17 protein-coding genes and 1 pseudogene are annotated in these 26,393 nt (G+C 67.4%); 14 read left to right on the top strand and 4 right to left on the bottom strand.

Annotated elements, in window-relative coordinates; all coding sequences use genetic code 11:
* Positions 1-79: 79 nt before the first annotated feature.
* From OXI49_04450 to OXI49_04440, 3 genes are read right to left on the bottom strand one after another with little or no spacing between them, the layout of a single operon-like run.
* The gene (locus tag OXI49_04450) at positions 80-2,050 is read right to left on the bottom strand and encodes a thiamine pyrophosphate-binding protein (GenBank protein MDE2689740.1); all 1,971 of its coding nucleotides are present in this window, start codon (positions 2,048-2,050) and stop codon (positions 80-82) included.
* Positions 2,050-2,829 carry a DUF1080 domain-containing protein gene (locus tag OXI49_04445; GenBank protein ID MDE2689739.1) on the bottom strand — a complete coding sequence of 260 codons (780 nt, stop codon included), beginning with the start codon at positions 2,827-2,829 and terminating at the stop codon, positions 2,050-2,052. The genes OXI49_04450 and OXI49_04445 overlap by 1 nt, the downstream gene beginning before the upstream one ends.
* 12 nt (positions 2,830-2,841) lie before the next feature.
* Positions 2,842-4,803, bottom strand: a complete 1,962-nt coding sequence (locus OXI49_04440; GenBank protein ID MDE2689738.1) for a TonB-dependent receptor — start codon at positions 4,801-4,803, stop codon at positions 2,842-2,844.
* Positions 4,804-4,855: 52 nt separating this feature from the next.
* Here OXI49_04440 and OXI49_04435 point away from each other — a divergent pair, with 52 nt between their 5' ends.
* The 14 genes and pseudogenes from OXI49_04435 to OXI49_04370 all read left to right on the top strand — a co-directional run bounded on the left by OXI49_04435 (position 4,856) and on the right by OXI49_04370 (position 22,449).
* Positions 4,856-7,225: a penicillin acylase family protein gene (locus tag OXI49_04435; protein MDE2689737.1), complete on the top strand. Its 2,370-nt coding sequence runs from the start codon at positions 4,856-4,858 to the stop codon at positions 7,223-7,225.
* Between the two features lie 149 nt (positions 7,226-7,374).
* Entirely contained in the window at positions 7,375-7,824 is a 450-nt protein-coding gene (locus tag OXI49_04430) for a c-type cytochrome (GenBank protein MDE2689736.1), read from the top strand.
* Positions 7,821-9,812 (top strand): thiamine pyrophosphate-binding protein, encoded by a 1,992-nt coding sequence (locus tag OXI49_04425; protein ID MDE2689735.1) that lies wholly within the window; start codon positions 7,821-7,823, stop codon positions 9,810-9,812. Before OXI49_04430 ends, OXI49_04425 begins: the two co-directional genes overlap by 4 nt.
* Before the next feature lie 359 nt (positions 9,813-10,171).
* A complete protein-coding gene (locus OXI49_04420) occupies positions 10,172-10,621 on the top strand; it encodes a hypothetical protein (GenBank protein ID MDE2689734.1) in 450 nt (149 codons plus the stop codon).
* A gap of 72 nt (positions 10,622-10,693) precedes the next feature.
* Complete coding sequence (locus OXI49_04415) at positions 10,694-11,098, top strand: DUF1761 domain-containing protein (protein MDE2689733.1); 405 nt, start codon at positions 10,694-10,696, stop codon at positions 11,096-11,098.
* Positions 11,099-11,184: 86 nt separating this feature from the next.
* Complete coding sequence (locus OXI49_04410) at positions 11,185-12,903, top strand: CRTAC1 family protein (protein MDE2689732.1); 1,719 nt, start codon at positions 11,185-11,187, stop codon at positions 12,901-12,903.
* 2 nt (positions 12,904-12,905) lie between these two features.
* Positions 12,906-14,264 carry a tetratricopeptide repeat protein gene (locus OXI49_04405; GenBank protein MDE2689731.1) on the top strand — a complete coding sequence of 453 codons (1,359 nt, stop codon included), beginning with the start codon at positions 12,906-12,908 and terminating at the stop codon, positions 14,262-14,264.
* A 50-nt stretch (positions 14,265-14,314) separates the two neighbouring features.
* On the top strand, positions 14,315-14,587 hold the full coding sequence (locus OXI49_04400) for an antitoxin (protein ID MDE2689730.1): 273 nt from the start codon (positions 14,315-14,317) through the stop codon (positions 14,585-14,587).
* Positions 14,584-15,015, top strand: coding sequence for a PIN domain-containing protein (locus OXI49_04395; GenBank protein ID MDE2689729.1), 432 nt, complete (start codon positions 14,584-14,586; stop codon positions 15,013-15,015). Before OXI49_04400 ends, OXI49_04395 begins: the two co-directional genes overlap by 4 nt.
* Positions 15,016-15,198: 183 nt before the next feature.
* Positions 15,199-16,752, top strand: coding sequence for a VWA domain-containing protein (locus tag OXI49_04390; protein ID MDE2689728.1), 1,554 nt, complete (start codon positions 15,199-15,201; stop codon positions 16,750-16,752).
* Positions 16,753-16,760: 8 nt separating this feature from the next.
* Complete coding sequence (locus OXI49_04385) at positions 16,761-18,431, top strand: VWA domain-containing protein (GenBank protein MDE2689727.1); 1,671 nt, start codon at positions 16,761-16,763, stop codon at positions 18,429-18,431.
* Positions 18,432-18,445: 14 nt separating this feature from the next.
* A complete protein-coding gene (locus tag OXI49_04380; GenBank protein ID MDE2689726.1) occupies positions 18,446-20,038 on the top strand; it encodes a VWA domain-containing protein in 1,593 nt (530 codons plus the stop codon).
* Positions 20,039-20,067: 29 nt separating this feature from the next.
* Positions 20,068-21,651, top strand: coding sequence for a VWA domain-containing protein (locus OXI49_04375; GenBank protein ID MDE2689725.1), 1,584 nt, complete (start codon positions 20,068-20,070; stop codon positions 21,649-21,651).
* Positions 21,652-22,206: 555 nt separating this feature from the next.
* Positions 22,207-22,449: pseudogene (locus OXI49_04370) on the top strand (integrase core domain-containing protein).
* A gap of 636 nt (positions 22,450-23,085) precedes the next feature.
* On the opposite strand, the gene OXI49_04365 reads toward OXI49_04370, so the two are convergent.
* Positions 23,086-26,259, bottom strand: coding sequence for a TonB-dependent receptor (locus OXI49_04365; GenBank protein MDE2689724.1), 3,174 nt, complete (start codon positions 26,257-26,259; stop codon positions 23,086-23,088).
* Between the last annotated feature and the right edge of the window lie 134 nt (positions 26,260-26,393).

Here is a 26,393-nt window from a genome sequence, read left to right as displayed (position 1 = left end):
CGGCTGCTTTGGCTCACCTGGCCTTTGCGAGCACTCGGCATCACCCTGCCGGACTGCGGGCGCAGAAACGTCGCGGACTCTACACCAGGAGCGGGTCCGCGACGACCTCGACCGTGGCCGGCCCATCGTGGTCCAGCGCACGCTCGAGCGCACTGTCGAGTTCGCCCGCGTCCTCGACCCGGATGCCGAGGCCACCGCAGTTCGTCACGAACTCGGCGAAGTTCGGGTTCGTCAGGTCGGTCATCCAGACGGGCAGTTCGATCGCCCGCTGCTCCTTCGAGATCTTGCCGAGCTCGCTGTTGTTCAGCAGAACGTGGGTGATGTTCATCCGGTGGTGGACGGCGGTCATCACCTCTCCAAGGTACTGGCCGAAGCCGCCGTCGCCGGTGATCGCCACCACCGGCCGGCCGGCGAACCGCTCGTCGGCCGTCTGCGTCGCCGCCCAGGCGCCCATCGCCGCCGGGTAGCCGAACCCGATCGAACCGAGATATCCCGACATCAGCACGGCCTGCCGCCGGCACTCGAAGTAGCGGCCGAAGGAGTACGTGTTGTTGCCGACGTCGACGGCGATGATCGCGTCCTCGGGCAGGCAGCGGTTCAGCGACGCGAACACGGCCGCGGAACTCACGCCGGCCTCGCCGACATCCGCGAGACGGCGTTCCTTCTCCAGCCGCCAGATCCGCCAGCGCTCAGCGACCTCCGGCCGCTGGTCCATGGTGTCGGTGGCGCCGTCGCCGAGCGCCTCCGCGAACAGCCGCGCGGTGACCCCGATCTCGCCCCAGACGGGCACGTCGACGGCGTGGAACTTGCCGAGGGCCATCGCCTCGAAGTCGACCTGGATGACCGGCTTGAAGGTCGTGATCCCGGTGTGGTTCGAGAACGAGGCGCCGAACACGATGAGCAGGTCGCTCTCGTTCATGAACCAGCTCGCGACCGGCGTGCCACTGCGGCCGAGGACGCCGCAGCCGAGCGGGTGGTCGTCGGAGATCAGCCCCTTCGCCTTGAACGTCGTGACCACCGGCGCGTTCAACCGCTCCGCGAGAGCCGTGACGCCGCCCATCTCGAAGCGGGCGCCGTGGCCGACGATGATGACCGGTCGGCGAGCGCCGCGAATCAACTCCAGGGCGCGTTCCGTGGCCTCGGGCGGTGGGGTGATCCCGGGTGGCGTCAGCCGACCCTCGGGCGACCCGGCAGAAGCTTCCGAAGGCAGCGTCTGAACCTCGTCCGGGAAGATGAGGTGCGCCACGTCGCGCTTGAGGATCGCGTTCTTGCAGGCCAGATTCGCCAGTTCCACGTGCCGGCTGTCCCGGTAGACGGCGTGACTCATCGCGGCGACGCCGGCAAAGGCAGCCGAGAGGTCGACCTCCTGGAACGCCCCGGGGCCCAGGACCTGGGTGTCCACCTGGCCGGTCAGCGCCAGGATCGGAGCACGGTCCATCCGCGCGTCCCACATCCCGGTGAGCAGGTTCGTGGCGCCCGGTCCGGCGATCGTCAAACAGGCAGCGGGCCGGCCGGTCAACTTGCCATAGGCCGAGGCGGCAAACGCCGCCGCGCCCTCATGGCGGACACCGACGTACTGGAGGGCGCCGGCCTCGCACTGCGCCCGGATCGCGTCGGCCAGTCCGAGGTTCGAATGGCCGACCATTCCGAAGACGTGGGTCATCCCCCAGTTGACAAAGGTCTCGACCATCGCGTCGCTCACCGTGCGCGGTCGCTCGACCTCTTTCTCCAGACCGACATAGATGCCGTCGCCGCGGACCTCGACTGCGTAGGTCGGCACCCGCTCGTCGTAGCCCGCCGGCGACTTGCCCGTGAGCGGGCAGTAGTCCCAGCCATGCCACGGGCAACGCAACCAGCCGTTCTCGATCGATCCCTCCCCCAACGGGCCACCCTGGTGCGGACAGCGGTTGTCCAGCGCGCCGTACTGCCCGTCGTGGTGCGTCAGGCAAATGGAGCGGCGGCCCGCCACCACCGTCTTGACCCGGTTCTCGGCCAGCTCGTCGAGGTCGGCGACCTTGAACCAGGCCAGGCCGGAGGCGGGGTCGTCCATCAATCAGGCAGCACGAGGATGCGGAGGTTGCGGAACCAGATCTCGTTGCCGTGGTCCTGGAGCGCGATGTGGCCCGTCTCCATCATCCCGTAGCCGGGCATCGAAGCGAACTTGCTGGCCTCAACCAGCGCCTTCCAGTCGTCGTCCCAGAGCATGTACTCGACCACCTTCTCGCCGTTCAACCAGTGCGTGACCCGGTTTCCTTCCACCCGCAGGGCGGAAGTGTTGAACTCGCCCACCGGTACCAGCTCACCGCCCTGCCGAGCGTGAAGGGCGTAGTTAGAGGCCGCGGAAGTCTCCATGCGCTGACCGTCCCGGTGGCCGTCATCATCCAGAATCTGAAACTCCGGGCCGGTCGAGTAGGAGGCCGGGGCGTCCTCGGAGACGTGGAACATGACGCCGCTGTTGCCTCCCGCCGTTACGGCCCAGTCGAAGCGGAACTCGAATGACCGGTACTGCTCCCGGGTCAGCAGGTCGGCTCGCGGTCCGGCGTCGTCGCCGGTAGGCGGCAGGAAGTGGACCACGCCGTCGGCTGCCGACCAGCCCGCCGGCACCTGGTCCAGCTTGAAGCCGCGCCAGTGCTCCAGCGACTCGCCGTCGAAGAGCGACTGGAAGCCTGCCTCGACTTCCTCGGCACTGAGCTCGTTCAGGGTCGCGGCCGGTTCGACCGCGGCCTCTTCGGTCTCGGCGTCATCCGGGGCGCCTACCCGGATCTCGACGCAGGCGACCGTTCCCATCACCAACAGCATTGCGGCGACAACCGTCAACATCGTCTTCATCCGTTCATCCTCCTAGTGCCCATAACGAACTCCGATCCTCACGGACCGTTCAGGGCCCGGGAAACCAACCTGCGTCTCGTACGACTCATCGAAGGCATTGTCGGCGCGCAGGCTCATCCGCCACCGGTCCGCGGCCTGCCAGGAGAGCGACAAGCCAACCAGGTCCCGGCCGGCGACCGAGGTCCGGAACGGCGCCGGAACCTGCTCGTCGAGATAGGAGCCGGTGTGCCGGGCCTCGAGGCCGAGCCGGACCGACTCGCTCAGGTCAACCCGCAGGCCGACGCCGCCGTAGAGATCCGGCCTGCGGCGCAGTGTCCGCCCGGTGGCCAGGTCCTCGGTGTCCTGCGAGGTGAGGCGGACATCGACTCCGACGCGCGCCGACGGGTTCCAGACGAGAAACGCCTCCACGCCTTCGGCGTCCACCTTGCTCCGGTTCACGATCTGAAAGGTGTCGAAGTCGAAGTCGATCAGGTTCTCGAATCGGTTCGAGAACAGGGTGATGCCGCCCCTCACCGAAGCGTCAGAGGCCCGGAACTCGACTCCCAAATCCGCCCCGGCGCTCGTCTCCGCCAGCAAGTTCGGATTGCCTCCGATCGCGCGTGGAGTCGCCAGCGCGTAGAGGCTCGGCAGCTTGAACGCCTCGCCCGCCGACGCCCGCACCGACCAGGCGTCACCCTCGGGCGTGTAGCGAAAGCCGACCCGTGGACTCACTTCCTCGCCTTCACCTTCGAAGAAGTCGGCTCGCGCACCGAGTTCGGCCACGAAGCCGCCGCGGCTCCACCGCCACTCCGCGAACGCGCCCACTCGCTCCCGCTCGATCAGATAGTCGCCGGCCAGAGGGCCGCCGAAGTAAGGCGGCAGAAGAAGAAGACTCTGGTTGCGGCCCTCCTCGGCGAGGCCTTCGACGCCCAGGCTGAGGTCATACGGCGCTCCGCCCGCCGGAGAGAAGGCGCCGGTCCAGGCAACCCGCAGGTCGTCGAACTCCGTGGACTCGGTGATCGGCGGCACGACGGGAACGATCGGAGGACTGGTCCGGTCGAGGGTGTGTTTGTAGAAGGTCGACCGCAGCGTGTGGCTCCAGGCCTCCCCGGCACCGAAGTCGACCGTCGCCGCGAGGCCGAGATCGCTGTGATCTGACTCCCGCAGGTCTCCGCTGCCGAAGACAGGGCCGCCGGAGCCGTCCGAGTAGTCGTCCGCCTGCCAGTCGGAGAAGCGCCCCGAGAGGCGAAGCGCGGACGCCTCGCCCAGGTTCCGGCCCCAGCGCGCGCTGAGCGTCTGCTGCTCCAGCGCATCCTCGCCGACCCGGCCCTGTTCCTCGCGAACCGCCGCGTTGATCGAACCGTGCGACGACTCGCCCGCGCGTCCCCAGGAAAGCCGGCTGCTCAGGTGGTCGTGATCTCCCGCTTGCGCGCTCCAGCCCAGAAAGGGCGCCTCGTCGCGCGGCGCCGCGGTGATCAACTGCACCGCCCCGGCCAGGGAACTCGACCCGTAGAACGACGACAGCGGCCCGCGCACGACCTCCAGGCGCTCGATCTCGGCCCCTCCCACGCTGCCGAGCGGGAAGGCGCCGCCGTACTGGTCCGTGCTGTCGGCCATCGGCACGCCGTCGATCAAAACGAGGGAGAAGTTCGCGTCGCCGCCTCGCAGCGATACGCCCGCGAGAGAGGCGCTGGAGTCGTTGCCGAGCACCCAGGCGCCGGGCACCAGCCGCAGCGCCTCGGCCGCGTCGCGCACCGCAAGGTGCCGCAACTCGTCCGCGTCGACGACCTGGACCGAGGCGGTCGCGCCTTCCAGAGCGCGGGCCCGCACCGTGGCCGTTTCGTAGAACACGGTCTCCGGAGCCGAACCGTCCTGATCTCCGGCACCCGCCGCGTCCGCCGCCTCGTCCTGCGCGACGAGAGCTGGCGCGGCCGGCATCATGAGCGCCGCGACAGCAATCGCACCACACGCCTTCGACCAAGAGGTCTGAGTCATCACGGGCGAAGAGCTTAGCCGAGCGGCCCATTGGTATCGTGCGCTTTCGCAGATGCGCAAGCTCCGCCAGACGGCCCCCGCGCTCGCCCTGTTCCTCGCCTCGACGACGGTTGCCCAGGAGATCGAGACAACCCGCTTCGAGGTCCCGGGGCTCGACGCGTCGGTCGAGATCCTGGTCGACCGCTGGGGCGTCGCCCACGTCTTCGCCGGCGGCCAGGACGACCTGTTCTTCGCCCAGGGCTGGAACGCGGCCCGCGACCGGCTGTGGCAGATCGACCTCTGGCGCCGGCGCGGCGAGGGGACGCTCTCCGAGGTCTTCGGGCCCCACTTCGTCGAGCAGGACCGGGCCGCCCGGCTGCTGCTCTACCGCGGCGACATGCACGCCGAGTGGCTCGCCTACGCCTCGGACACGAAGCGCATCGTCAGCGCCTGGACGCGAGGCGTCAACGCCTACGTCGACCTGGTGCTGGAGCGTCGCGAGCTGCTGCCGCCGGAGTTCGAGGCGCTGGGCTACGAGCCGTCGCACTGGACCCCTGAGGCGGTGACGCGGATCCGCAGCCATGGCCTGCTGCGAAACGCCGCCAGCGAGTTCTCCCGCGCGAGGTTTCTGGCGGAGCACGGAGCCGCGGCGCTGGCCCTCCGTGACCGGTACCAGCCAGACCATCGGCTCGCCGTACCCGCAGGCCTCGATCTCGACGCCTTCCGGGCGGCCCCCAAGGCACTCGACCTGTACCGGCTGGGCACCCGCGGCGTTCGCTTCGGTGACCTCGAACCAGGCTTTCAGGACGAGGTCGGCCCGGCATCCCAGGGCAGCAACAACTGGGCGATCTCGCCGCGACGTACCGCCACAGGCCGGCCACTGCTCGCCAACGACCCGCACCGCACACAGGCCGTGCCCTCGCTCCGCTACATCGTCCACCTCAGTTCACCGGACCTCGACCTGATCGGTGCCGGCGAGCCCGCGCTGCCCGGCATTTCGATCGGACACAACGGCACGATCGCCTTCGGGCTGACAATTTTCAGCATCGACCAGGAAGACCTCTACATTTACCGGACGAAACCCGGCGAACCAGACTTCTACGAGCACCGGGGCAACTGGCTGCCGATGGAGACGATCGAGGAGACGATTCCGGTTCGCGGCGAAGACGCCCGCACCGTGGACCTTCGCTTCACCCACCATGGCCCCGTGCTCTACCGGGACCCCGACCGCGACCTGGCGATCGGTCTGCGCGCGGCCTGGCTGGAGCCCGGCATGGCGCCCTACCTCGGGTCGATCGAGTACATCCGGGCGCGCAACTGGGATCAGTTCCTGGCGGCGATGAACCGCTGGGGAACGCCGTCCGAGAACCAGGTCTACGCCGACACGAGCGGCAACATCGGCTGGAAACCGGGCGGCCTGGCGCCGGTCCGGCCGAACTGGGACGGTCTGCTGCCGGTGCCGGGCGACGGCCGCTACGAGTGGAGCGGTTACCGGGACATGGACGAACTGCCGGTCGAGTTCAATCCGGAGCGCGGCTGGGTGGCGACCGCCAACGAGATGAACCTGCCCGCCGGCTACGACGTGCCGCTGGGCTGGGAGTGGGCCGGGCCGTACCGGCGGCAGCGGATCGGCGAAGTGCTGGACGCCGAGGACGCAATGACGGTCGAGGGCGCCGTCCGGCTCCAGACCGACTACGTCTCGATACCCGCGCGCCGTCTTCACGCGCTGCTGGGACGAGCGAGTCCGACACCGGAGGCCGGGCCGGCGCTCGAGCTCCTGGGCGGCTGGAACGCGGAGCTCGCCGCGGACAGCGCCGCGGCCGCCCTCTTCGAAGTCTGGTGGCGACGGCACCTCGAAGCCGAGGTCGGCCGGCGGATGGCGGCGGCCCTCGGGGCGGGCGAGGACCCGCTCCCGGTCCAGGACGAGCACCTGCTCCGGATGCTCGAAGAGATGGATCCGAGGCTCGGCGACCGGCCGCGGCGGGCGCGCGACGAAGCGCTCCTCGACAGCCTGCGGGCCGCGTACGTCGACGTCAGCGAGCGCCTGGGCCCCGACCCCGTCGCCTGGCGCTGGGGCGACCTGCACCAGATCGAACTGCGGCATCCACTGTCGGCGCACCTTCCGGACGACATCCGCCGGCTCGCCGACGTCGGCCCCGCCGAGCGCGGCGGCTCCGGCGACACGGTCGGCAACACCAGCTACGGCGACGGCTTCAACCAGCGCTCCGGCGCCTCCTTCCGCATGGTCATCGACGTCGGCAACTGGGACGCCTCGGTGGTGATGAACAATCCAGGCCAGTCCGGGGACCCCAGGAGCCCGCACTACCGGGACCTGTTCCAGCCCTGGGCCAACGACCAGGCGTTTCCCCTGCTCTACACCCGCCCCGCCATCCTCGAGGCGGCGGAAGCCAGAATCGAATTGCTTCCCGCTCCCGCGCAATAGCCGAAGCCGGCACGCCGGAAACTGGGTACGCCGGCGTGTCATCCGTGCGCCCGATGACGGGCGCACGGACTGTGACGCGTGTGGCGCGGGATCGCGCCACACGGGTTCCCGCCGGCATGCGGCACGGGTACACTGCCCGGGCCATCCCGATGACAGTTGCCACAAGAGCGCTCCGCCTGGCGACGTTCCTGTCGCTCGGCCTGGCCGCGGCCGCGGCCGGCCAGTCCGAGGCGTCCCAGGGCGCCGGCGCGGCGGACGATCCGGCGGTACCGGCCGTCAACCCGACGCCGTACACCGAGGCCGCCGAGAAGAGAGGTCGCACCCACTACCTGCGCCACTGCCAGATCTGCCACGGCTTCGACGGCCGCGCGCTCGAGAACATCGACTTCGAGGCCACCGACCTCACCGACCCCGAACGCTGGCGGTTCGGGACCACGGACGGCGATCTCTTCCGCTCCACGAAGTTCGGCGCCGGCCTCGACATGCCGCCCTTCGAGGCCGAACTCGACGACACGGAGATCTGGGAACTCGTCCACTACCTGCGCAGCCTCGGCCCCGAGGAGTACCGCGCGGCGGCTGAACCGGAGAATCCACCATGAACGAACCGCAACGCCCGCCCCGTACGCTCTCTCCGGCGCAAGACGCCGCAGACCCTGCCGCCGCCAAGGCAGATTCCGGCGTCTCCCGCCGCAGCTTCGTCGCCACGAGCGCTGCCGGCGTCGGCGCCGCCGCCCTGTTCGCACAGCAGGCCCGGGCTGCCGCCGCCGACCGCGAGGATCGGCCAATCAGCGTTCCGGAGGAGATTCCCCGCACCAGAAACGAGGCCCCCGACCCGGCCGAGTTCCCGATGAACGGCGCCCAGGTGTTCGCCCGCGCCTGCGCCAACGAGGGCCTCAAGGCGCTCTTCTGCGCGCCGGGCAACTACCAGGTGATCAACGCGATCGCCGCCGAGGGCATCCCCACCTACGGCGGCCGCACCGAGGGCAGCATGTGCGCCGCCGCCGACGGCTTCATCCGGGTCACCGGCGAGGCCGCCGCCTGCTCGGGCACCGAGGGCCCGGGGTTCACGAACATGATCATGAACATCGGCGCCGCGAACGCCGCACGCACGCCGCTGCTCGTGCTGGCGAGCAACATGACGGTCGGCGGTGACGACACGGAACGCGGCATCCAGCGCGGCTACCAGCAACCGACCACCGTGGGGTTGAAAAAGTACGGCAAGCGGCTGATCACCCCGAACCGGGTCTACGAGTACGCCGCCTACGCCTTCCGGCACCTGCGCACCGGCGTGCCGCGGCCGGTCCACCTCGACTTCACCGGTGAGGTCGCGCGGGCCCAGTTCGAGTCGCCGGACGACCTGCTCTACTACCACGACAAGAACGCCTACCGCACCGAGGCCCTGCCCCACCCGTCCAGGGCGGACACCGGGAAGGTCGTCGAGATGATCGGGAAGGCCGAGCGGCCGATCATCGTCGCCTCGACCGGCGTGTTCTACGACCGGGCCTGGGATGTCCTGCGCACGGTGGCGGAGCGGGCGGACATCGCAGTCGTCGAATCCGGGCCGATGCGCGGCCACTTCCCGGACAGCCATCCGCTGTCGGTGAGCACCGGACCGGATGCCCTGCTCTCGGCCGACCTCGTCATCTTCGTCGGTCAGTACTCGATGCCCGGCGTCGGTGAAGTCGCCTTCGACCCGGACGCCAAGGTGATCCGGATCGACCCCGACGCGGCGGACATCGGCCGCAACCTGCCGGTCGATCTGGGACTCGTTGCCAGCGCCCGTGGCGGCCTGGAGGCTCTCGCAGAGGCACTGCCGGCGGCGTCGCGTCCGGCCTGGCGCGACGAGCTCGCCACCGCCCGCGACGCGTTCGAAAAGCAGAACGCGGAGTGGTACGAGCTCGGGCTGAAGCACAGCGCGGCCACCGACACGATTCACCCGGCCGTCATCGCGCAGGAACTCTCGAACTTCCTGTACTCCGGCGACCTGCCGAAGGAACAGACGACGGTGGTCTCGGGCGGCTACGGCATCGCCCGCTACACCCGGCGCTGGCTGCGCGCCCACCGGCCGGGCCAGATCCTGAACGGCGCCTACCAGTACGGCGCGATCGGACCCGACGTCGGCTACACGGTCGGCGCCGGCGCCGCGGTGATGAACGGCGTCGGTCCCCAGGAGCCGTACCGCGGGGCGCCCGTGTTCGGGATCACCGGCGACGGCGGCATCGCCTACTCCGGCATGGAGTTCGAGACCCTGGCGAAGTACCGGATCCCGGCGGTCATGATCGTCTACAACAACAACGCCTGGGGCGTCTACGGATCGGCTCGCCGCGCCACGCGGTCGATGCACATGTACCTCTTCCAGGAGAACCTGCGCTACGACAAGATCGCCGAAGGCCTCGGCGCTCGCGGCGAGTACGTCACCTCCCCCGAACAGCTCCGCGAAGCGCTGCCCCGCAGCTACGAGATGGCCGCCAACGACGGCGTCTCCACTCTCATCAACTGCCAAGCCATCAAGGAGTTCTGGACCAACGAGTATCCGCCCGGCCTGCCCCGCAAGGTCGAACCCGGCTGCATGGCCTACTACCACTGACGGTGGCGGGCACCCGCTGGCTCGTGGACGGGTGTGGAGGGTCCCAGCGGACGCTCACGCCCGCTTGGTGGATGTGAGGTTGGGCGTTCGCTTCGGTCGCCTGCGCTCCGGCTTGTCCGTGGTTCATGCAAGGTCTCGGGCAGTCGCTTGGCTCTAGCCCGCTGGGACCCTCCACACCCGTCCCCGAGCCAGCTGGACGTCGCCGAGAGCCGGAAGCGGTGCTCTGCGTGCGCGGGTCTTCCGACCCGCTGCGGCCGGAGGCCGCCGGGAAATCGCGCCGCGAAGCGGCGACCGCACTGCGTACGACCGGTCGTCGTGGGGACTAGTGAATTGACATGACCCCGTTGCGAGAAACTGTGTTGAAGCGCCTGCGGAACTACGCCGACAAGGGGATCTTCCGGGGGTTCGGAACAAGCGAGGACCGCAAAGGGAACCTCGAATGCCGTTTCCTCTGGCACGCTCCCGAACCTCATCGGCTCCGGTTCGAACCGCGACGCAGGGCGGTGGTGTTCGTCGATCTCTTGCCCGGAGTGCCCTATCCGTCGGAGATGGATCGGGAACTCCGCAGGTTCGTTGCCGAGCGCGCGAGCGACGACCTGCCTGCCCACCGCCGGATCGACGCGTCGAAAGTGAGCTGCCGCTGCCGGAACCGGGGCGGGAAGGTGTCGATCGAGGTCCGCAGCCTGGACGGAGACGTCGAGTACGCCGCCGGCAAGGCGGTCAAGCTGGTCAACGAGATCTTCCTGAACTTCCTGGCCGGGCCCTACGACGACTACATGATCGAGCATTTCGGCGCGCCTGAGGAGTAACCCAGGCCATGTCGCTACCCACCTGGGCGCTACACTGACCTCGCCCCCTTACCAACGAGAAGGAGCCTCCGCATGCACTTTGCCGACCTGAACTGGCTTGCCGTCGTCGTCTCCGCCGTTGCCTTCTTCGCCTTCGGCGCCGTCTGGTACTCCTTCCTGTTCGGCAAGGCGTGGGCCGCCGAGATGGGCATCGACATGGAGAACCCGCCGGAATCGAACATGGTCAAGACGATGGGCGGCTCGTTCGTTCTGGAGTTGATCGCGGCCATCGTCGTCGGCATGGTGATGATGGACATGGGCGGGGGCTACATGGTCGGAATCCACGTCGGTCTCCTGCTCGGCCTCGGCATCGCGTCGATGCTGATGGGGGTCCAGTACCTGTTCGAGCAGCGGTCCCTCAAGCTGTGGCTGATCAATGCCGGACACATGACGATCGGCCTTGCGATGGTCGGTGCGATCCAGGGGGCCTGGCAGTAACACCTGTGGGAGAGCGGGCGTCTCGCTCGCATCCCGGCACCGTGTCATCCAGGCGTCCAACCGCGGGGGCTCGGCCCGGTTCGCGAGTGGCGCGGAACCGCGCGGCCCGGGTTGCGGGCCTGGTTCTGGCTAGCGCGTCTGCCTGTTCGGCGCCGCCCGACTCCGGTGTGGCGCCGGCGGAAGCGCCGGGAGCCGGCCCGGAGGCCACGCCCGCCGTCCGCTTCGTCGACGTGACAGCCGAGAGCGGCATCGACCACGTCCTGCCGAGCGGCACGGACTCGACCTACCCCATGCCGGCGGTGATGGGTGGCGGCCTGGCGGTGTTCGACGCCGACGGCGATGGCGACCTCGACCTGTACGTCGTCGCCCCGGCGGCCGGCGGCAACCGCTTCTACGTCCAGCACGACGCCGGCCACTTCACAGACGCCACGACGGCCGCCGGACTGGAGGGCGACGGCATGGGCTGCGCCGTCGGCGATCTGGACAACGACGGCGACCTCGACCTCTACGTGACCCGGGTCGGGCCGGACCGCCTCTTCCTCAACGACGGCAAGGGCGTGTTCGCTGACCGCTCCGCGGCCTGGAACGCGGCTGTTCCCGGCTGGTCCTCGTCCGCCGCCCTGCTCGACTACGACCGCGACGGCTACCTCGACCTCTACGTCGCCCGCTACGTTGCGTTCGACCCGGCGCGCGTCTGCTCGCAGCACGGCGGAAGGCGGGACTTCTGTGGCCCCACCGAGTTCGAGGGCCTGAGCGACGTCCTGCTCCACAACCTGGGCGGTAACGGGTTCGAAGACGTCAGCGCCGCCGCCGGCATCACCGCGGTGGCAGACGCCGGCCTCGGTGTCGTCGCCGCGGACTTCGATCACGACGGCGAAGTGGACATCTACGTCGCGAACGACGCCGACCCGAACAACCTCTGGACCCACCAGGGCGGTGGGCGTTTCCTGGACGACGGCGTCCTGCAAGGCTCCGCGTTCAACCGCTGGGGCAACAGCGAGGCGGGAATGGGCATCGCCACCGGCGACGCCGACCTCGACCTGGACCTCGACCTGTTCGTGACCCACCTGATCACCGAGACGAACACCTACTACCGCAACCTCATGCTGCCCGGCTTCGAGGACGCGACGATCGACACCGAACTCGGCGCGGCGAGCCTCGATCTGACCGGCTTCGGCACCGCCTTCTTCGACGCCGACAACGACGGCGACCTCGACCTCGCGGTGGCGAACGGAGCGGTCAAGCGGCGGCCGTCGGCGCTAGCTACGCCCGGTGGCGTCGACGCTCCTCCCGCGTTCTGGTCCGAGTACGCCGAACCGAACCTTCTCCTGGTCAACGACGAAGGCCGCTTCGCCGACGCTTCGGCCCAGCGGCCGTGGACCGAACTCGGGCTCAGCCGGGCGCTCGTACCCGCCGACCTGGACCGGGACGGCGACCTCGACCTCGTGATCGCCAACCTCGACGGAGCGCCACGGATTCTCCGCAACCTGACGATTGACGCGGGCGCCGCCAGCGACGAACCGACCGTTGCGAACTGGCTGCGGGTCCGCGCGTTCGACCCCCGCCTCGACCGCGAGGCGATCGGCGCCCGGATCACGGTCCGTACGCCGGACGGTCCGCGGCTCCTGCACGCGCTGCCGCCCGGCAGCTACCTCTCCGCCGGACCCGCCACGGCCCACCTCGGCCTGGGCGCGGCCGAATCGGTGGAGAGCTTCGATGTCGTCTGGCCCGACGGTCTGGTGGAGAGCTTCGACGGCGCTGCCGCCGACCAGGTCGTAACGCTAGTCCGCGGCGAGGGCCACTGACGATGACTCGCGCAATGTCGGCCAGGCTGACTGCCGGTGCGCCTGCCTTCTGGCCGGCACTCGCCCTAAGCGACATCGTCGCGGCGATCCTCCTCGTACTCCTCACCACTGCCCCCCTCACCGCCCAGCAGATCCCCGCACCCCGGCTCGACGGCGCCGAGCCCGCCGTTCGCCAGCGCCTCGCCTCGCTTCAGGCGGACCTCCGCGCCGACCCGGGAAACGGCGACGCCTGGGGCCGATACGGCATGGTCCTCGAGGCTCACACCTTCACCGACGAGGCCATCGCCGCCTACGGCCGAGGCCACGAGCTCTCGCCGGGGACGTTCCGCTGGCCCTACCTGCTCGCCGCCCTGATCGACGAACGCTCCGCCGCGGACAGCCTGCAGTTCTACCGCGCGGCCCTCGCCCTCGACGCGGACTACGCACCCGCCCGGGTCCGCTTCGCCGAGGCGCTCGAGCGGACCGGGCAGTTCGACGCCGCCAACCGCGAGTACGCGCAAGCGGCCCGACTCGACCCGGCCAACGCCCACGCCCACGCCGGGCTGGGCCGCCTCGCCCTCGCCGCCGGCGATTCGGACGCCGCCATTCGGCATCTGTCCCGAGCCCGCGACCTCGCGGCCGAGAATCGCTCCTTCGCGGTCACCCTGGCCCAGGCGTACGCGCGGGCAGGAGACCGCGAGCGCGGGCAGCAGATCGCCACCGCCGCACGCTCGCTGGGACGCATCAACTACCGCGACGACCCGATCCGCTCGAGCGTCCACGACCTGGCGCTGGACGCCCGCAGCTATCTGCGGCGCGCCAACGCTCACCGCGTCCACGGCGAACTCGACCTCGCGCGGCGTGAGCTCCGTGCCGGCATCGATGTCGACGCCTCGAGGCCCGAACTCCACTTCGCACTTGCCGAAGTGCTCGCCGCCGCTGGCGATCCGGCGGGCTCGCTCGCCGCCGCGCACCGCGCGTCCGAACTGCACCCGGAACTCGAAGGCGTGGCGCCTTTTCTGGCGCGGGCGCTCTTTCAGACCGGCGACCTGAGCGGGGCGCTCGCCAAGGCCGAAGAGGCTCTGCGACTCGACGCGAGCGACGTCAGCATGATGCTGCTCGTCGCCCTGGTCAGCGCCGAGCGTGGCGACGTCGTCCGCACCGTCGACGTATTGGATCGCGCCTACCGGGAGCGGCCCCAGGATCCGCCCACCCGCGACGGCCTCATCCAGTTGCTAACGAACGTCGGAGAAGCAATGGTGAGCAGCGGGCTGCCGGACGCCGCCGCCGGGCAGTTCCGGAAGGCGCTCGACCTGGCCGAGGAAGCGGGAAGTCCCGAGGCGGCCGGACTTCGCAGGAGGCTCGCGCAGGTTCGCCGCTAAGCTCGTCCTATGGGTCGCTTCCTGGCAGAGAGAATGGTAGCTTCTCTGCCATGACGATGATCGACAAAGCAGGCCGCCTGGTCGTACCCAAGGCCATCCGGGACGCCGCGCATCTTCATCCAGGCACCCAGGTTCGCTTTCGCCTGACCGGCGGTTGCGTTCAGATCGAGCCGGAGCCCCTCGAGGTGAAACTCGAACGCCGCGGCTCGGTGGTCGTCGCCGTTCCAACCGGGGAGACACCGGCTCCGCTGACCGCATCGGAAGTTGCCACTGTGATCGATGAAATCCGCACGCGGCAGGACCGCGAGCGTCCTGGCGATTGACCCGGTACCTCTGCGACACGTCCTGCCTGGTCGCAGCGATCAGTTCCTGGCACGAGCACCACGAACGCACCCGCGCGGAACTCGATCGGCGATCGAACCGGGGCGACACGCTCGTGTTGGCAGGCCACTCACTCGTGGAGACCTACTCCGTGCTGACGCGACTGCCAGCTCCCCACAGGTTGCGAGCAAGCGACGCCCTCGCGGCGATCGAGGCCAACTGGAGTTCCGCGCCGGTCGTCCAACTGACCGGAACCGAGACCTGGGCTGCCCTGACCGAAGCCGTAAGGCTCGAAACCGTCGGCGGCCGGACCTACGACACGCTCATCGCTCGAACGGCGCTCAAGGCAAGAGCGGAGACGATCCTCACGTGGAATGTCCGCGACTTCGCCCCGTTCGGATCCCAGATCCGCATTGAGGCGCCCGGCTAGACGAAAGTTCTGGCACGCCTGTTGCTGCGACAGGACTCTGTTCTGACCGGCGAGAGACAAGGGACGTTCTCGATGCGCCGCGGCTTCGCTGCCGCTGTCACCTTCTGTATCGCAGCCGTCCCCGTTTGGGGACAGCAAGAACACTGGCCTGATCTGTTCTCCGAAGTACTTGACGTTCGGGTCGTGAACGTCGAAGTCGTCGTCACCGACAGGAGAGGCAACCGCATCCGCGGTCTCGCGGCCTCGGACTTCGAACTCCTGGTCGATCGGGAGCCGATACCGATCAGCTACTTCACGGAAGTCGACGAGGGCGTGGCGCGAGGCTCGCTGGACGACGATGTCGCGAGAGTGCCGTCGGTGGTAACGGACGAACCGGTGGGCACGAGTTACCTCATCTTCATCGACGACCTGCACGCGGTCCGGCAGCACCGCGATCGAGTGCTGAGCCGGCTGGAGCAGGATCTCGTTCTGCTGAACCCCGCGGATCGCGTTGCCGTCGTCGCCTTCGATGGCAGGAACGTCTCCCGGCTGACCGACTGGACCAACTCCCGCCAGGAGATCAGCGAGGCCCTGGTGCTGGCGCGGCAGCGCCGAGCAGGTGGCCGCGCGAGGCTGCGCGACTGGGGAGCCCAGGAGAATCGGGTGCGGAAAGCCGTGATGGCCGCTACCGCAACGGTACGGGCTCTTGCCGTCGCTCCCGGCCGCAAGGTGGCGCTGCTCCTGGCGGACGGCTGGAGCCAGCCTGCCCGCGGGCTGACGATCATGGAGGCCGCTCCACCCTGGGGCGACACGGAAAGCCTGTACAACCCCCTGGTTCACGCCGCGAATCAGGTCGGCTTCAGCCTGTATCCGATCGATCTCCCCGGATTCAGGGACATGGTCGCCTGTTCGTCGGCCCCACTCTGGTGGGGCTCGCCCCGGACCATCTCCTCAACTCGCGACTCGGTCTACGTGCAGCGCCAAGCCGGCGTTGACACCCGTTACAACGACGACCGCGGCTGGACCCTGGGCACGTCCACCCGGCCACGCCCAATCCCGAGCCCGTCGCTCCAGGGGTGGTGCCGGAGAGAGAACGGACACGAGGTCCTCCGGTTCCTGGCCAGACAGACGGGCGGACTGCCGATGCTCGACGCGTCCCGCGACCGAGCGCTCGGAGAGACCGCCGAGGACACCCGCAGCTACTACTGGCTCGGCTTCGAAGCGCCCCGCGACCAGGACGACGAGCTGCACGACATCAAGGTGCGGTTGCCCGGGCGCCGGGACCTGCGCGTTCGCACCCGGAAGCACTACCTGGACGTTTCCCGAAGCACCGAAGTCACGATGCTCGTCGAAGGCGCTCTGGTGTTCGACGATTCGCCGGGCAAGGACGTCCTTGAAGCGCGCTTCGGCAGGCCTCGCAAGGCCGGGTTCAGGAAGATCTCGGTACCGATAGAGGTGTCGATTCCTCTCGACGACGTTCAGCTCCTGCCGATGGACGGTCGCTGGATGAACGAACTGGAGTTCCGGGTCACGCTGATCGACGAACACGGCGACCGCTCCGAGACGCCGATTGACAAGATCCCGATCCACGGGGCGCGGGCGCCATCGCCCGGGGACACCTTCGTCTACGAGACGGAACTCGTGATGCGCCGGCGTGAGCACCGGTACGTCGCTGCCGTCTACGACCCGCTCTCTGGTGCGATCCTCTCGGCGCAGGGGGCGATAGATCCCGCGGATACAGTGAGCGAACGCAAGTAGGCGACGTGGTGAGACTCCAAGCCCCATCCCTGATCGCCCTGGTCCTGGCCGCACTGCCGGCCGCCGCGCAGGAGTCGCCGCTGCCGGAGCTGTTCTCCGACACGATCGATGTCCGCGTGGTCAACGTCGAGGTGGTCGTCACGGACAGGAGGGGCAATCGGGTACAAGGCCTGGACGCGGCGGACTTCGAGCTTCGCGTGGACGGCGAGAGCGTGCCTATCGAGTACTTCACGGAGGTCGACGGGGGAATCGCCCGGACGAGTGCCCCGGGGGATGCGGCGGGGACGGTGTCTTCCCTCGTCCCCGGCGAACCGGTGCGCACGAACTACCTCGTCTTCATCGACGAGTACTTCGCGGTCAGGCGGGACCGCGACCGGGTACTTGACCGACTGGAGCAGGACCTGGGGAAGCTCCGCGCCCACGATCGCGTCGCCCTGGTCGCGTTCGACGGCCAGAACGTCACCGAACTGACGGACTGGACCGACTCGCGGGACGTACTCCGCGACGCTCTCAGCGAGGCGCGCGAGCGCGACGCGCTGGGCATCATGCGAATCGTGGACATCGAACCGGCCGTTGTCGAACCGGCACTGGCGGACCGGACATCGCAGGCTCTCGTCCGCTCCCGCGAAGGTATCCGGCGAGCAATGTCGACGCTGCATCTGAACAAGCGGGAGCGTGAGATCCAACAGTCCGTCCTCGCCGCCACGGCCACCCTCCGGAGCTACGCCGATCCGCCGGGGCGCAAGGTGATGCTCGTGCTGACGGACGGCTGGGGCGTACCCGAGTGGAACAGGGACAACTTCGATCAGGTCGACTGGCGGCCTCCGAGCATCGAGAGCATCTACGGCCCCCTCGTCCACGCCGCCAACCTGGTCGGCTACACGCTCTACCCCGTCGACCTTCCAGGGCTCGATCCGGCCTTCACGAACGCCCCCGCCGGAACCAGCGACCCGACCGCGACCTACACTCCAAGTCCGAGCCTGGCGCTGGAACCGAACCTCTCCGCCCTCCCGACCGATCTCTACAGCGAGTGGTCCCAGGAAGCTGCCCTCGGCTATCTCGCCCGCGAGACCGGCGGGCTTGCGATGATCAACGCCTCTCGCGACGTCGCCCTGGCCGCGACCGCGACCGACACCCGCTCCTACTACTGGCTCGGATTCGAGCCGCCTCGCAATGAGGACGACACGCTCCACGACATCGAAGTGCAACTGGTTGGCCGTCCCGATCTTCGGGTCAGGTCGCGGCGAAGCTATCTCGATCTGTCGAAGAGCACTGAAGTGACCATGATGGTCGAGGGATCCCTGCTTTTCGGCGGCGTAGCGGGGAAGGAAACACTGACGGTCGAGTTCGGCGCCTCGCAACCCGCCCGGGGCCGGAAGATCCTGGTGCCGATGAAGGTGTTCATTCCGCTCGACGACATCACCCTCCTCCCGATGGGCGACCTGTGGATGAACGAGGTCGAGTTGCGCGTCAGCGTGATCAACGAGTCCGGCGACCGCTCCGAGACGCCGGTCGAGACGGTCCGCATCTCAGGCCCGGCGGAACCGGAGCCTGGCCAGCACTGGTGGTACACGACGGAACTGGTGCTCCGAAAGCGGGAACACCGCATCGTGGTGGCCGTCCACGACCCGGTGAGCGGCACGATCCTGTCTGCCAGCGAAACGATCAGGCCGAGGTAGGCATGATCAGGCCATTGTCCCCATTCAGATTCGGCACGGCTTTCACGACCGCACTGGTCCTGGCCGCGCTCCCCGCAACTGCCCAGGAATCGTCGCTGCCGGATCTGTTCTCCGACTCGGTCGACGTTCGCGTCGTCAACGTCGAGGTCGTTGTCACGGACAGGAAGGGGAACCGGATTCGCGGACTCGAGCCAGACGACTTTGAGCTCCTCGTGGACCGCCAGCCGGTGCGCATCGCGTACTTCACCGAGGTCGACGAGGGTTACGCGAGGACCGCCGGCGGCGACGGCGTCGCGGACGTACCGTCTCTGGCGCACAACGCGCCGGTCGGTACGAACTACCTGATCTTCGTGGACGACCTGTCGGCCATCCGCGGACGCCGCAACCGGGTGCTGAGCCGCCTGGACCAGGATCTCCGCCTGCTGAACCCGGCGGACCGCGCGGCGATCGTCGCGTTCGACGGAACGGGCGTCTCCCGGCTGACGGACTGGACGAACTCCCACTACCAGCTCCGCACCGCGCTCCTGGAAGCGCAGATGCGGCCGACGTTCGGCCGCCAGAGCGCCGAAGCCACCAGGCGCGCCGTCATGGCGGCCACGGCAACCATACGAAGCGTCACCCGTGGACCGGGCCGCAAGGTGATGCTCCTGCTGGCGGATAGCTGGAGCGCCCCGAGCGCGGTTTGGGATGTCCTGGGTTCGGGACTCGCCAGACCGAACATCGACAGCCTGTACAGCCCGCTGGTCCATGCCGCCAACCGGGTCGGCTACAGCCTCTACCCCGTCGACGTTGCGGGTCTGCAGTACAGGCAACGTTCCTACGGGCGACTCCCACCGATTCCCCCGGGCGGTTACTACGCCTACTCAGGGGGCGACACGCGCGGCAGCACAATGTACCCGCCGCCATGGCCGTCGATGCAGGCGCTCATGATCGGCTCGTACGAGGAGCGGCAACACGACGTTCTTCGCTTCCTCGCCGACGAAACGGGAGGGCGGCCAATGCTCAACGCCTTCCGCAGCAAGGCGCTCAGCGAGACCGTGGCGGACACACGCTCGTACTACTGGCTCGGCTTCGACGCTCCGCAGAGCCGGGACGACGAGCTGCACGACATCAGGGTGCGGCTGGTCGGACAAAGGAAACTCCGCGTGCGGTCCCGCGAGCACTACCTGGACATGTCGAAGAGCACAGAGATCGACATGCGCCTCGAGGCGTCGATGCTCTTCGGCAACGCTCCCGGCGCCGACCCCCTGGCGGTGCGCCTGGGGACGCCCCGAAAGGCCGGATTCCTCAGGGTCTCCGTCCCGGTGGAAGTAGTCGTCCCGCTCGATGAGCTGACCCTGCTGCCCATGGATGGGAAGTGGATGAACGAGTTCGAGTTCCGGATCTCGGCGGTGGATAAATGGGACATCCATTCCAGGAAGCTGGTTCAGAAGGTCCCTGTGGTCAGGTCCGAGGCGCCGGCGCCGGGCGAGACCTTTGTGTATGAGACGGACCTCCGCCTGCGAAAGCGCGAGTACCGATACGTCGCGGCCGTCTACGATCCGCTCACGGACAGGACGCTGGTGTCGGCCCGCGGGGTTGTCAACCCCAGACCGGGCCGACCATGATCTCCCGGCCGAAAGACGAGAGTAACCTGATGAGCATGAAGCCGAACCTGCCAGGACTCCGCGCCGCGGCGACTGTCACATGCCTGCTGACCGCGCTACCGGCGGCCGCGCAGGACAGTCCGCTGCCGGACCTGTTCTCCGACGTGATTGACGTCCGCGTGGTCAACGTCGAAGTCGTCGTGACGGACAGGAGCGGAAACCGCATCCGGGGACTCCAGCCGGGAGACTTCGAACTCCGCGTAGACCGCCGGCCCGTGGCGGTCGACTACTTCACGGAGGTCGACGAGGGCCGGGCGCTGGAAGCGTCCGACGAAGGCGTCGGCAACGTTCCCGCCCTGACTCCGGACGAGCCGGTCGGCACGAGCTACCTCGTCTTCATCGACGACCTGTTCGCCATCAAGCAGCGCAGGAACCGCGTGCTGAACCGCCTCGAACAGGACCTCGTCCAGCTCGACCCCGCCGACCGCGTCGCCGTCGTGGCCCACGACGGCCGGGAACTCGTGTTGATCACGGACTGGACCGGCGACCGCGCCGACATCGAGACCGCGCTGCTGGAGGCAAGGAAACGAAGGCCGTACGGTCTGCTGTACCGGCACGGCATGGGCTCGGAGCGAGGCGACAAAACCCGGCGATCGGTGATGGCCGCCGCCGGCGCCGTGCGCAGCTTTGCCAACGCGCCGGGCCGCAAGGTCATGCTGTTGCTGATCGAGGGGTGGACCACCGTGTCCGACACCTGGAACTTCAGGTCGGCCTACGCGGCGGCGTCCGGCGGGGTAACACTCGACCGGCTCTACGGGCCTCTCGTGAACGCCGCGAACCTGGTCGGCTACAGCCTCTACCCGATCGATACTCCCGGCTTCCAGGGCTCGCCAGGTCCTCCGATCGCCGGCTTCGGTGCGGCAGGCGTGGCGCCAGTCTTCACCGGCGCCATCGGAGGGTACGCAAGCTGGTGGGCGGTACCCGAGCGGCGATTCCACAACGTCCTCCAGTTTCTGGCCGAAGAGACGGGTGGCCTGCCGATGATCAACTCCTTCAGCAAGAAGGCCCTCGCGGAGACGGCGGCGGACACCCGCTCCTACTACTGGCTCGGCTTCGAACCTCCCCGCAACGAAGACGACCGGCTTCACGACATCGCCGTGCGGCTACCCGGCCACCCCGACCTCCGGGTGAGAACACGGGAGCACTATCTGGACATGTCCAGGGCGACCGAGGTGGGGATGCTGGTCGAGGGCGCCCTGCTGCTCGGCGGTTCCCCCGGCGCCGAATCGCTCGAAGTCAGCTTCGGCGAGCCGAAGAAGGCGGGATTCCGGCAGCTCGACGTACCGATGACGATTGCGTTTCCCCTTGAAGACGTGGAACTGCTGCCCGTGAACGGCCAGTGGATGAACGAACTGGAGTTCAGGATCCGCCTGATGAACAAGTGGGGCGACCAGGCGGCGCCGCCCGCGGTGAAGATCCCGGTGGTCATCCCGAAGGAACCCGCGCGCGGCGACTTCTTCATCTTCGAGATGGACCTCAAGATCCGCAAGCGCGAACATCGTTTCGTCGCGGCGGTCTACGACCCGCTGACCGGCGAGCTGCTGTCGACGAGAGGCACCGTCGGGCCGAGGTAGCGCCGAACCGGCCCAAACAGGGGGCACCGGATGCTGGCCCACGGCTCACTTGATGTTCGGGCCTGCCCGGCAAGGACGTTCTGGAAGTGCACTGCGGCACGCCGGGGAAAGCCAGGCTCCGGAAGCTCCTCGTGCCGACCTCTAGCCCACGATTCCCGTCGGCGACCTGACGCTACTGCCCCGCGACGGCCGGTGGACGAACCACCTGGATTCTCGCACTTGGGCGGCCGACAACTACGGTGAGCGCTCGAAGAATCTCGGCACCGGGATCCCGATTCGTCTCGGAAGCGCAGCCACCGGGGGAGACCTTCGCCTACGAAACGTAGCTGCCTATCCGCGACGGCACTCACCGCTCCTGCCAGCACTCCACGACCCGCGCAACGGAGAGAGCCTAGCAGGGGCGCTCTCGGCATCGCGGATACCTCCTACTCCAAGGATGAAGTGTCCACGAAACCGGGGCAAGCTCAGCCGACCACCGCCAGCCCACCGCCGAACGCCCAAGCGTCTCCGCTGCCCCGAAACCAGCCCGCAGGCCGCATCGGTGAAACATGCGGGCTAGCCTTCGGAAAGCGCTGCCGCGCCGCCGGCGTCGCCCTCTCGACGGACTCCGTCGGCGACTGCTACGACAACGCGATGGTCGAAAGCTTCTTCGCCAGCCTCGAATGCGAGCTGCTCGACCAGGCCAGCTTCCGGAAACTACGCCGAAACCAGGGCCGAGCTCGCCCGGTACGTCGAAGGCTGGTACACACGCATCGACGTCACTCCGCGATCGGCTACCGCTCACCCGTCAACTTCGAGAACAGCTACCGCGAAGCTGCATCACTCCTAAACACGAACGTCCAAGAAACCCGGGCTACCCCAACCGCTAACCCGAATCTGTGACCGGACACACCCACTCGTACGTCGGGCCACTACTCACGCTTCGACACTGATTGTAGGCCTCACGTGCCGACTCCATCGCACCAAGATACTGATCGCAAGAACCCGCCGCCACGTCAACATTCTGCAAAGCGCTCAGGCAGAGATTGAGTTGATGCTCCGCTACCCAAATCAGCGACATGTGTGTGAAGCAGTTTCCGGGAAGTCCCTCCTGGTCAATACCGACTGTGCAGTTGTCAGCTGGAGCTGGGCCACCAGGCGTTGGAAAGCTCAAGAACTCCAAGACTGCTGTTGGCTCACCCCTGCCGCCACCTCGAGCTTCAACATTCGTCTTGTCACTAACTCTACGTGGCTCAGTTGCTTCAGTGCCTACTTCGGTTTCCCCACTCCCCTGGGGAACCGCAAACCCAGCCGAGAGTACGGCGCAGCTTACCAACACAACCATTCTAGTGTCCAGAAGACTCATTCTTCATTCTCCTTTCTCCCTATCTCGTGTTCCTGCACACCTAACCCAAGCTACGACTTTTCGACCACTTCGTAACCACATTCAGCCGTCTAGAAGTTAAACGTCGCAGACAGCGAGAACCGTCGGGGACGCTGCCAGTCAATGTAACGCGACGAACCGAACTCACCCTGAGCGTTGACTCGCTGGCCGTCCTGGTTGTTCGTCACATTGGTGGCATCGACACGGAGATTCCCGGTGAAGTCCCCCCGGATACGGAAGCTCCATATTCCGGTGAGGTTGAGATTCCAGATCGGATTGAACGGGTCTCGGGTCCCACGCGGCTCCAGGAAGAGTGCTGTGCCTCGACCCACGATCGCCTGCTCCGGGTCGCAGCCTTCAAACGCGTTGTCGCAGCCTCCTAGAAATGCCCCGCCCTGGCGCTGCCAGGGTTTGCCGGAACGCCAGGAGAAGGAACCGCCCAAAGTGAACGAGTGGCCTGTGTTGCCGAGGTTCCAGGTCTTCCAGCCGAAGCTGTTCCACACGTACTCGTTGTTCTCCCGTGCCGTACCGTAGCGGTAGATCGTGGACACTGCCTGACCGAGGAACGGCTCCAGGATCGCCTGGCAATCTACCGGGTACGGCTTCACGATCTGGTTGCCGTTCGCGTCAATGACCGGCTGGCCGCCCTCCAGCACGAGCTGGTCCGCCGCGCAACCATCGATGTGCCCTTGGGTCAGGACTACATCGAGGTTCCGCCCGTAGTCCGAGTTCGTGTTGTTGAACAGACCGCCCCAGAAGTGGCCCTTGGCGTCGGCGTACGTCAGGTTGTTGAAAAGCGCCCAGTTGTTCCTGAAATTCCGGTTCAGTTGAAGCTGCAGCGACCTGTAGGTCCGCCTTCCTTCATCGAAGTTAGCCAGCACCTCCGGATCTACGACGCCGAGTGGACCGAGGACCTTCTCGTAGTCCTTGTAGTTTTCCGTGAACCGGAAGTAGTTCCCGTCGGGAAGTCTCTGCTCGGTTGTGCCGATGGAGTTCTCGAAAGTCCAGTAGATTGCGCTGGCCTGGAAGTACCACCTGGGGTTCAACGCCCACCGCAGACTCAGATCGATCTCATCCTTGAAGTAGGGGTCGATATCCACTTGAGGAATGACACCCGCGTCAATCTGGCGCCACATCGTGCCGGGGCGCAGCTTGCCGATCAGCCCGGTGTAACCAACTCCCCTGCACACATGCCTGAGAAAGAAAGCCGCAAGATCGTCGCAGTAGATGAATCGGTCGAAGGCATTCGTACCGTTCCAACCTTCCAGGAGATGGTTGTTGGAGAGATCCTGCGGCAGGTGCTGGTACGCCCGGCCGAGACTCAGGCTTAGCAGAGTCCGACCGTCGGCTCGGAAGTCGTACGCGGCGAAGATCCTCGGCGAGAGGTCCTGGGAATCGATGACGGTGCGCCTGACGTCGTTCAGGTGGACCTGGTCTTCGTACCGGAGTCCGAGGTTGAACGTCCAATGATCCCCGGCTGAGAACCGGTCCTGAGCGAAGAAGGCCGTGTTGGACGACTTCGTGCCGTGGAGTATCGGCTCTCCCTCGAGGTCGGCCGGGCTGTAGTCCTCCAGATAGCAGAGGCGGTAGCCGATGCGGATAATGCTGCAGCTATCGAAACCGGACGGGCTCGAGGCGTCGAACACGTTCCCCACGTAGAGGTTGTTTCGCTGCAGGTTCTGTTCCCAGGCGACATCCTGCCAGTCGAAGCCGAAGAGGGCTTCGTGCGCATCACTCGCAAACCAGGTCACACGAGCGTTCGCCTGATCACGTGGATAGTCGTTGCGGCCGAAACCGTTGTCCAGAATCCAACCGTTCCACCAATGCTGTTCGCCTCCCCGATATCCGACGTAGCCGTGGAAGTTGTTGCCGGGGCTGTGGGGTCCCTGGTTGTTGGCGGGGTAGCGCGGATCCTGCTGTTTCTCCGCGAGCGCGGACTCCAGGTCATAGCCTTCGCCGGCGTTGAGAGCCTTGTGCTCGCTGGAGTCGTGGAGAGCGAGCTTGAACTCGAGGAACAGGTCGGAGCGCGCACTCCAGTTCCAGCTTCCCGTCACCAGTTCGCCGCCAAACTCGTGCGGCGTAGCCGTGTAGCGGTCGGAAGGAACGTCGCCGAGAACAAAGGTGACATCGAGCGGCGAGGTCGTGTAGTACGCAGCTAGCGCGTGCGACGGACTCGGCTGGAAGTTCAGCTTCGCGATCCGGCTGCCCACGTAGGCGCTGTTGTCCACGATATCGCCGCTGAAGGTCTCCTGGCTGCTGAACGTGTTGGTATCGGCCGCGGCTGCGAAGAACCAGGCCTTGTTACGGGCAATCGGGCCACCGATCGAGCCCTGCAATGTGAGGTCCGAGTAGTCCTTCTCCCGTTCGTTCCGATGGAAGAAGTCCGGCTGACACGACGGCCGGAGCCAGTCGTTCTGGGGTTGCACGACAGCGCGACGCCTGCAATTCCATCGTTCTGCCAACTCCGGATGGGACTTGTACTCGGAAACCCAGTCGCCCTGCTGGCGATGAACGAAGTAGTCGCCGTGGAACCGGTTGGTTCCCGACTTGGTCACGACGTTGGTGATGCCGCCGACCGCACGGCCGTACTCCGCGCCGCCGGTCGTCGATTGCAGCGTGGTCGAAGAGACTGCGATGTGTGGCAGGTACATCCGCGAGCCACCGCGACGGGTGTAAGTAGTGTCAACTCCGTCCACGAAGACGGCCCCTTCCATCCAGCGCGCACCGTTTGACCCGGGATACTCATCGGCCAAGTCGCCGTCCGATGTCACGCCAGGCAACAGGGCCAAAGAGCTGTAGTAGTTCGTGTTGACGGACATGACGTTCGTCGCGACGTCGGACGTCACGGTGCCCGCTGACGTCGACTCGAAGCGATTGATCACGGGGGCTTCCGCCGTAACGGTGATCTCTCCGGCTGCCTCAAGACCCATGATGAGGTTGATCTCGGAGCGAGCGCCCGGCGTCACGTTGACCGCCGCCTCCGCATCGCGATAGCCGTCCAGGCTCCCCCTCACCGTGTACGACCCCGGAGTCAGTAGAGCGAAGCGATAGCCGCCCTCGGTGCCGGTAATCGCCACTTTCTCACCGCGGTCGCCAGCGATGGTCACTGCTACGCCGGGCATCGGAGCCCCGTTCGTGTCCACCGCCCGTCCAAGGACGATCCCCGTTTCGGGACTGTCCGCAACAGAAGGCGGCGCCAGGCCGAAGAGAACGAGAATTGCGACCAGAGCCAGGGTACGTTTCATGAGCCGATCCTCCTTGTCCTTAGTGGCTGGCCAGCCACTAAGGGTGAGGGTTCATCCGACTCCCCGGGGCGGTCAAGCCGGAGGAATCGGAAGGAACGAAGAGCCTCGGAGGCCCTTCGGGACCATCCGAACCC

The organism is Acidobacteriota bacterium, from assembly GCA_028875725.1.
Lineage (GTDB): Bacteria > Acidobacteriota > Thermoanaerobaculia > Multivoradales > Multivoraceae > Multivorans.
The sequence above is the reverse complement of the archived record's forward strand: the minus strand, read 5'-3'. Positions and strand labels throughout refer to the sequence as shown.

Excerpts from the sequence above, each read along its gene's own strand:
- OXI49_04450 (MDE2689740.1), bottom strand. The coding sequence starts at position 2,050 with ATGGACGACCCCGCCTCCGGCCTGGCCTGGTTCAAGGTCGCCGACCTC.
- OXI49_04445 (MDE2689739.1), bottom strand. The coding sequence starts at position 2,829 with ATGAAGACGATGTTGACGGTTGTCGCCGCAATGCTGTTGGTGATGGGA.
- OXI49_04440 (MDE2689738.1), bottom strand. The coding sequence starts at position 4,803 with ATGACTCAGACCTCTTGGTCGAAGGCGTGTGGTGCGATTGCTGTCGCG.
- OXI49_04435 (MDE2689737.1), top strand. The coding sequence starts at position 4,856 with ATGCGCAAGCTCCGCCAGACGGCCCCCGCGCTCGCCCTGTTCCTCGCC.
- OXI49_04430 (MDE2689736.1), top strand. The coding sequence starts at position 7,375 with ATGACAGTTGCCACAAGAGCGCTCCGCCTGGCGACGTTCCTGTCGCTC.
- OXI49_04425 (MDE2689735.1), top strand. The coding sequence starts at position 7,821 with ATGAACGAACCGCAACGCCCGCCCCGTACGCTCTCTCCGGCGCAAGAC.
- OXI49_04415 (MDE2689733.1), top strand. The coding sequence starts at position 10,694 with ATGCACTTTGCCGACCTGAACTGGCTTGCCGTCGTCGTCTCCGCCGTT.
- OXI49_04405 (MDE2689731.1), top strand. The coding sequence starts at position 12,906 with ATGACTCGCGCAATGTCGGCCAGGCTGACTGCCGGTGCGCCTGCCTTC.
- OXI49_04400 (MDE2689730.1), top strand. The coding sequence starts at position 14,315 with ATGACGATGATCGACAAAGCAGGCCGCCTGGTCGTACCCAAGGCCATC.
- OXI49_04375 (MDE2689725.1), top strand. The coding sequence starts at position 20,068 with ATGAGCATGAAGCCGAACCTGCCAGGACTCCGCGCCGCGGCGACTGTC.
- OXI49_04365 (MDE2689724.1), bottom strand. The coding sequence starts at position 26,259 with ATGAAACGTACCCTGGCTCTGGTCGCAATTCTCGTTCTCTTCGGCCTG.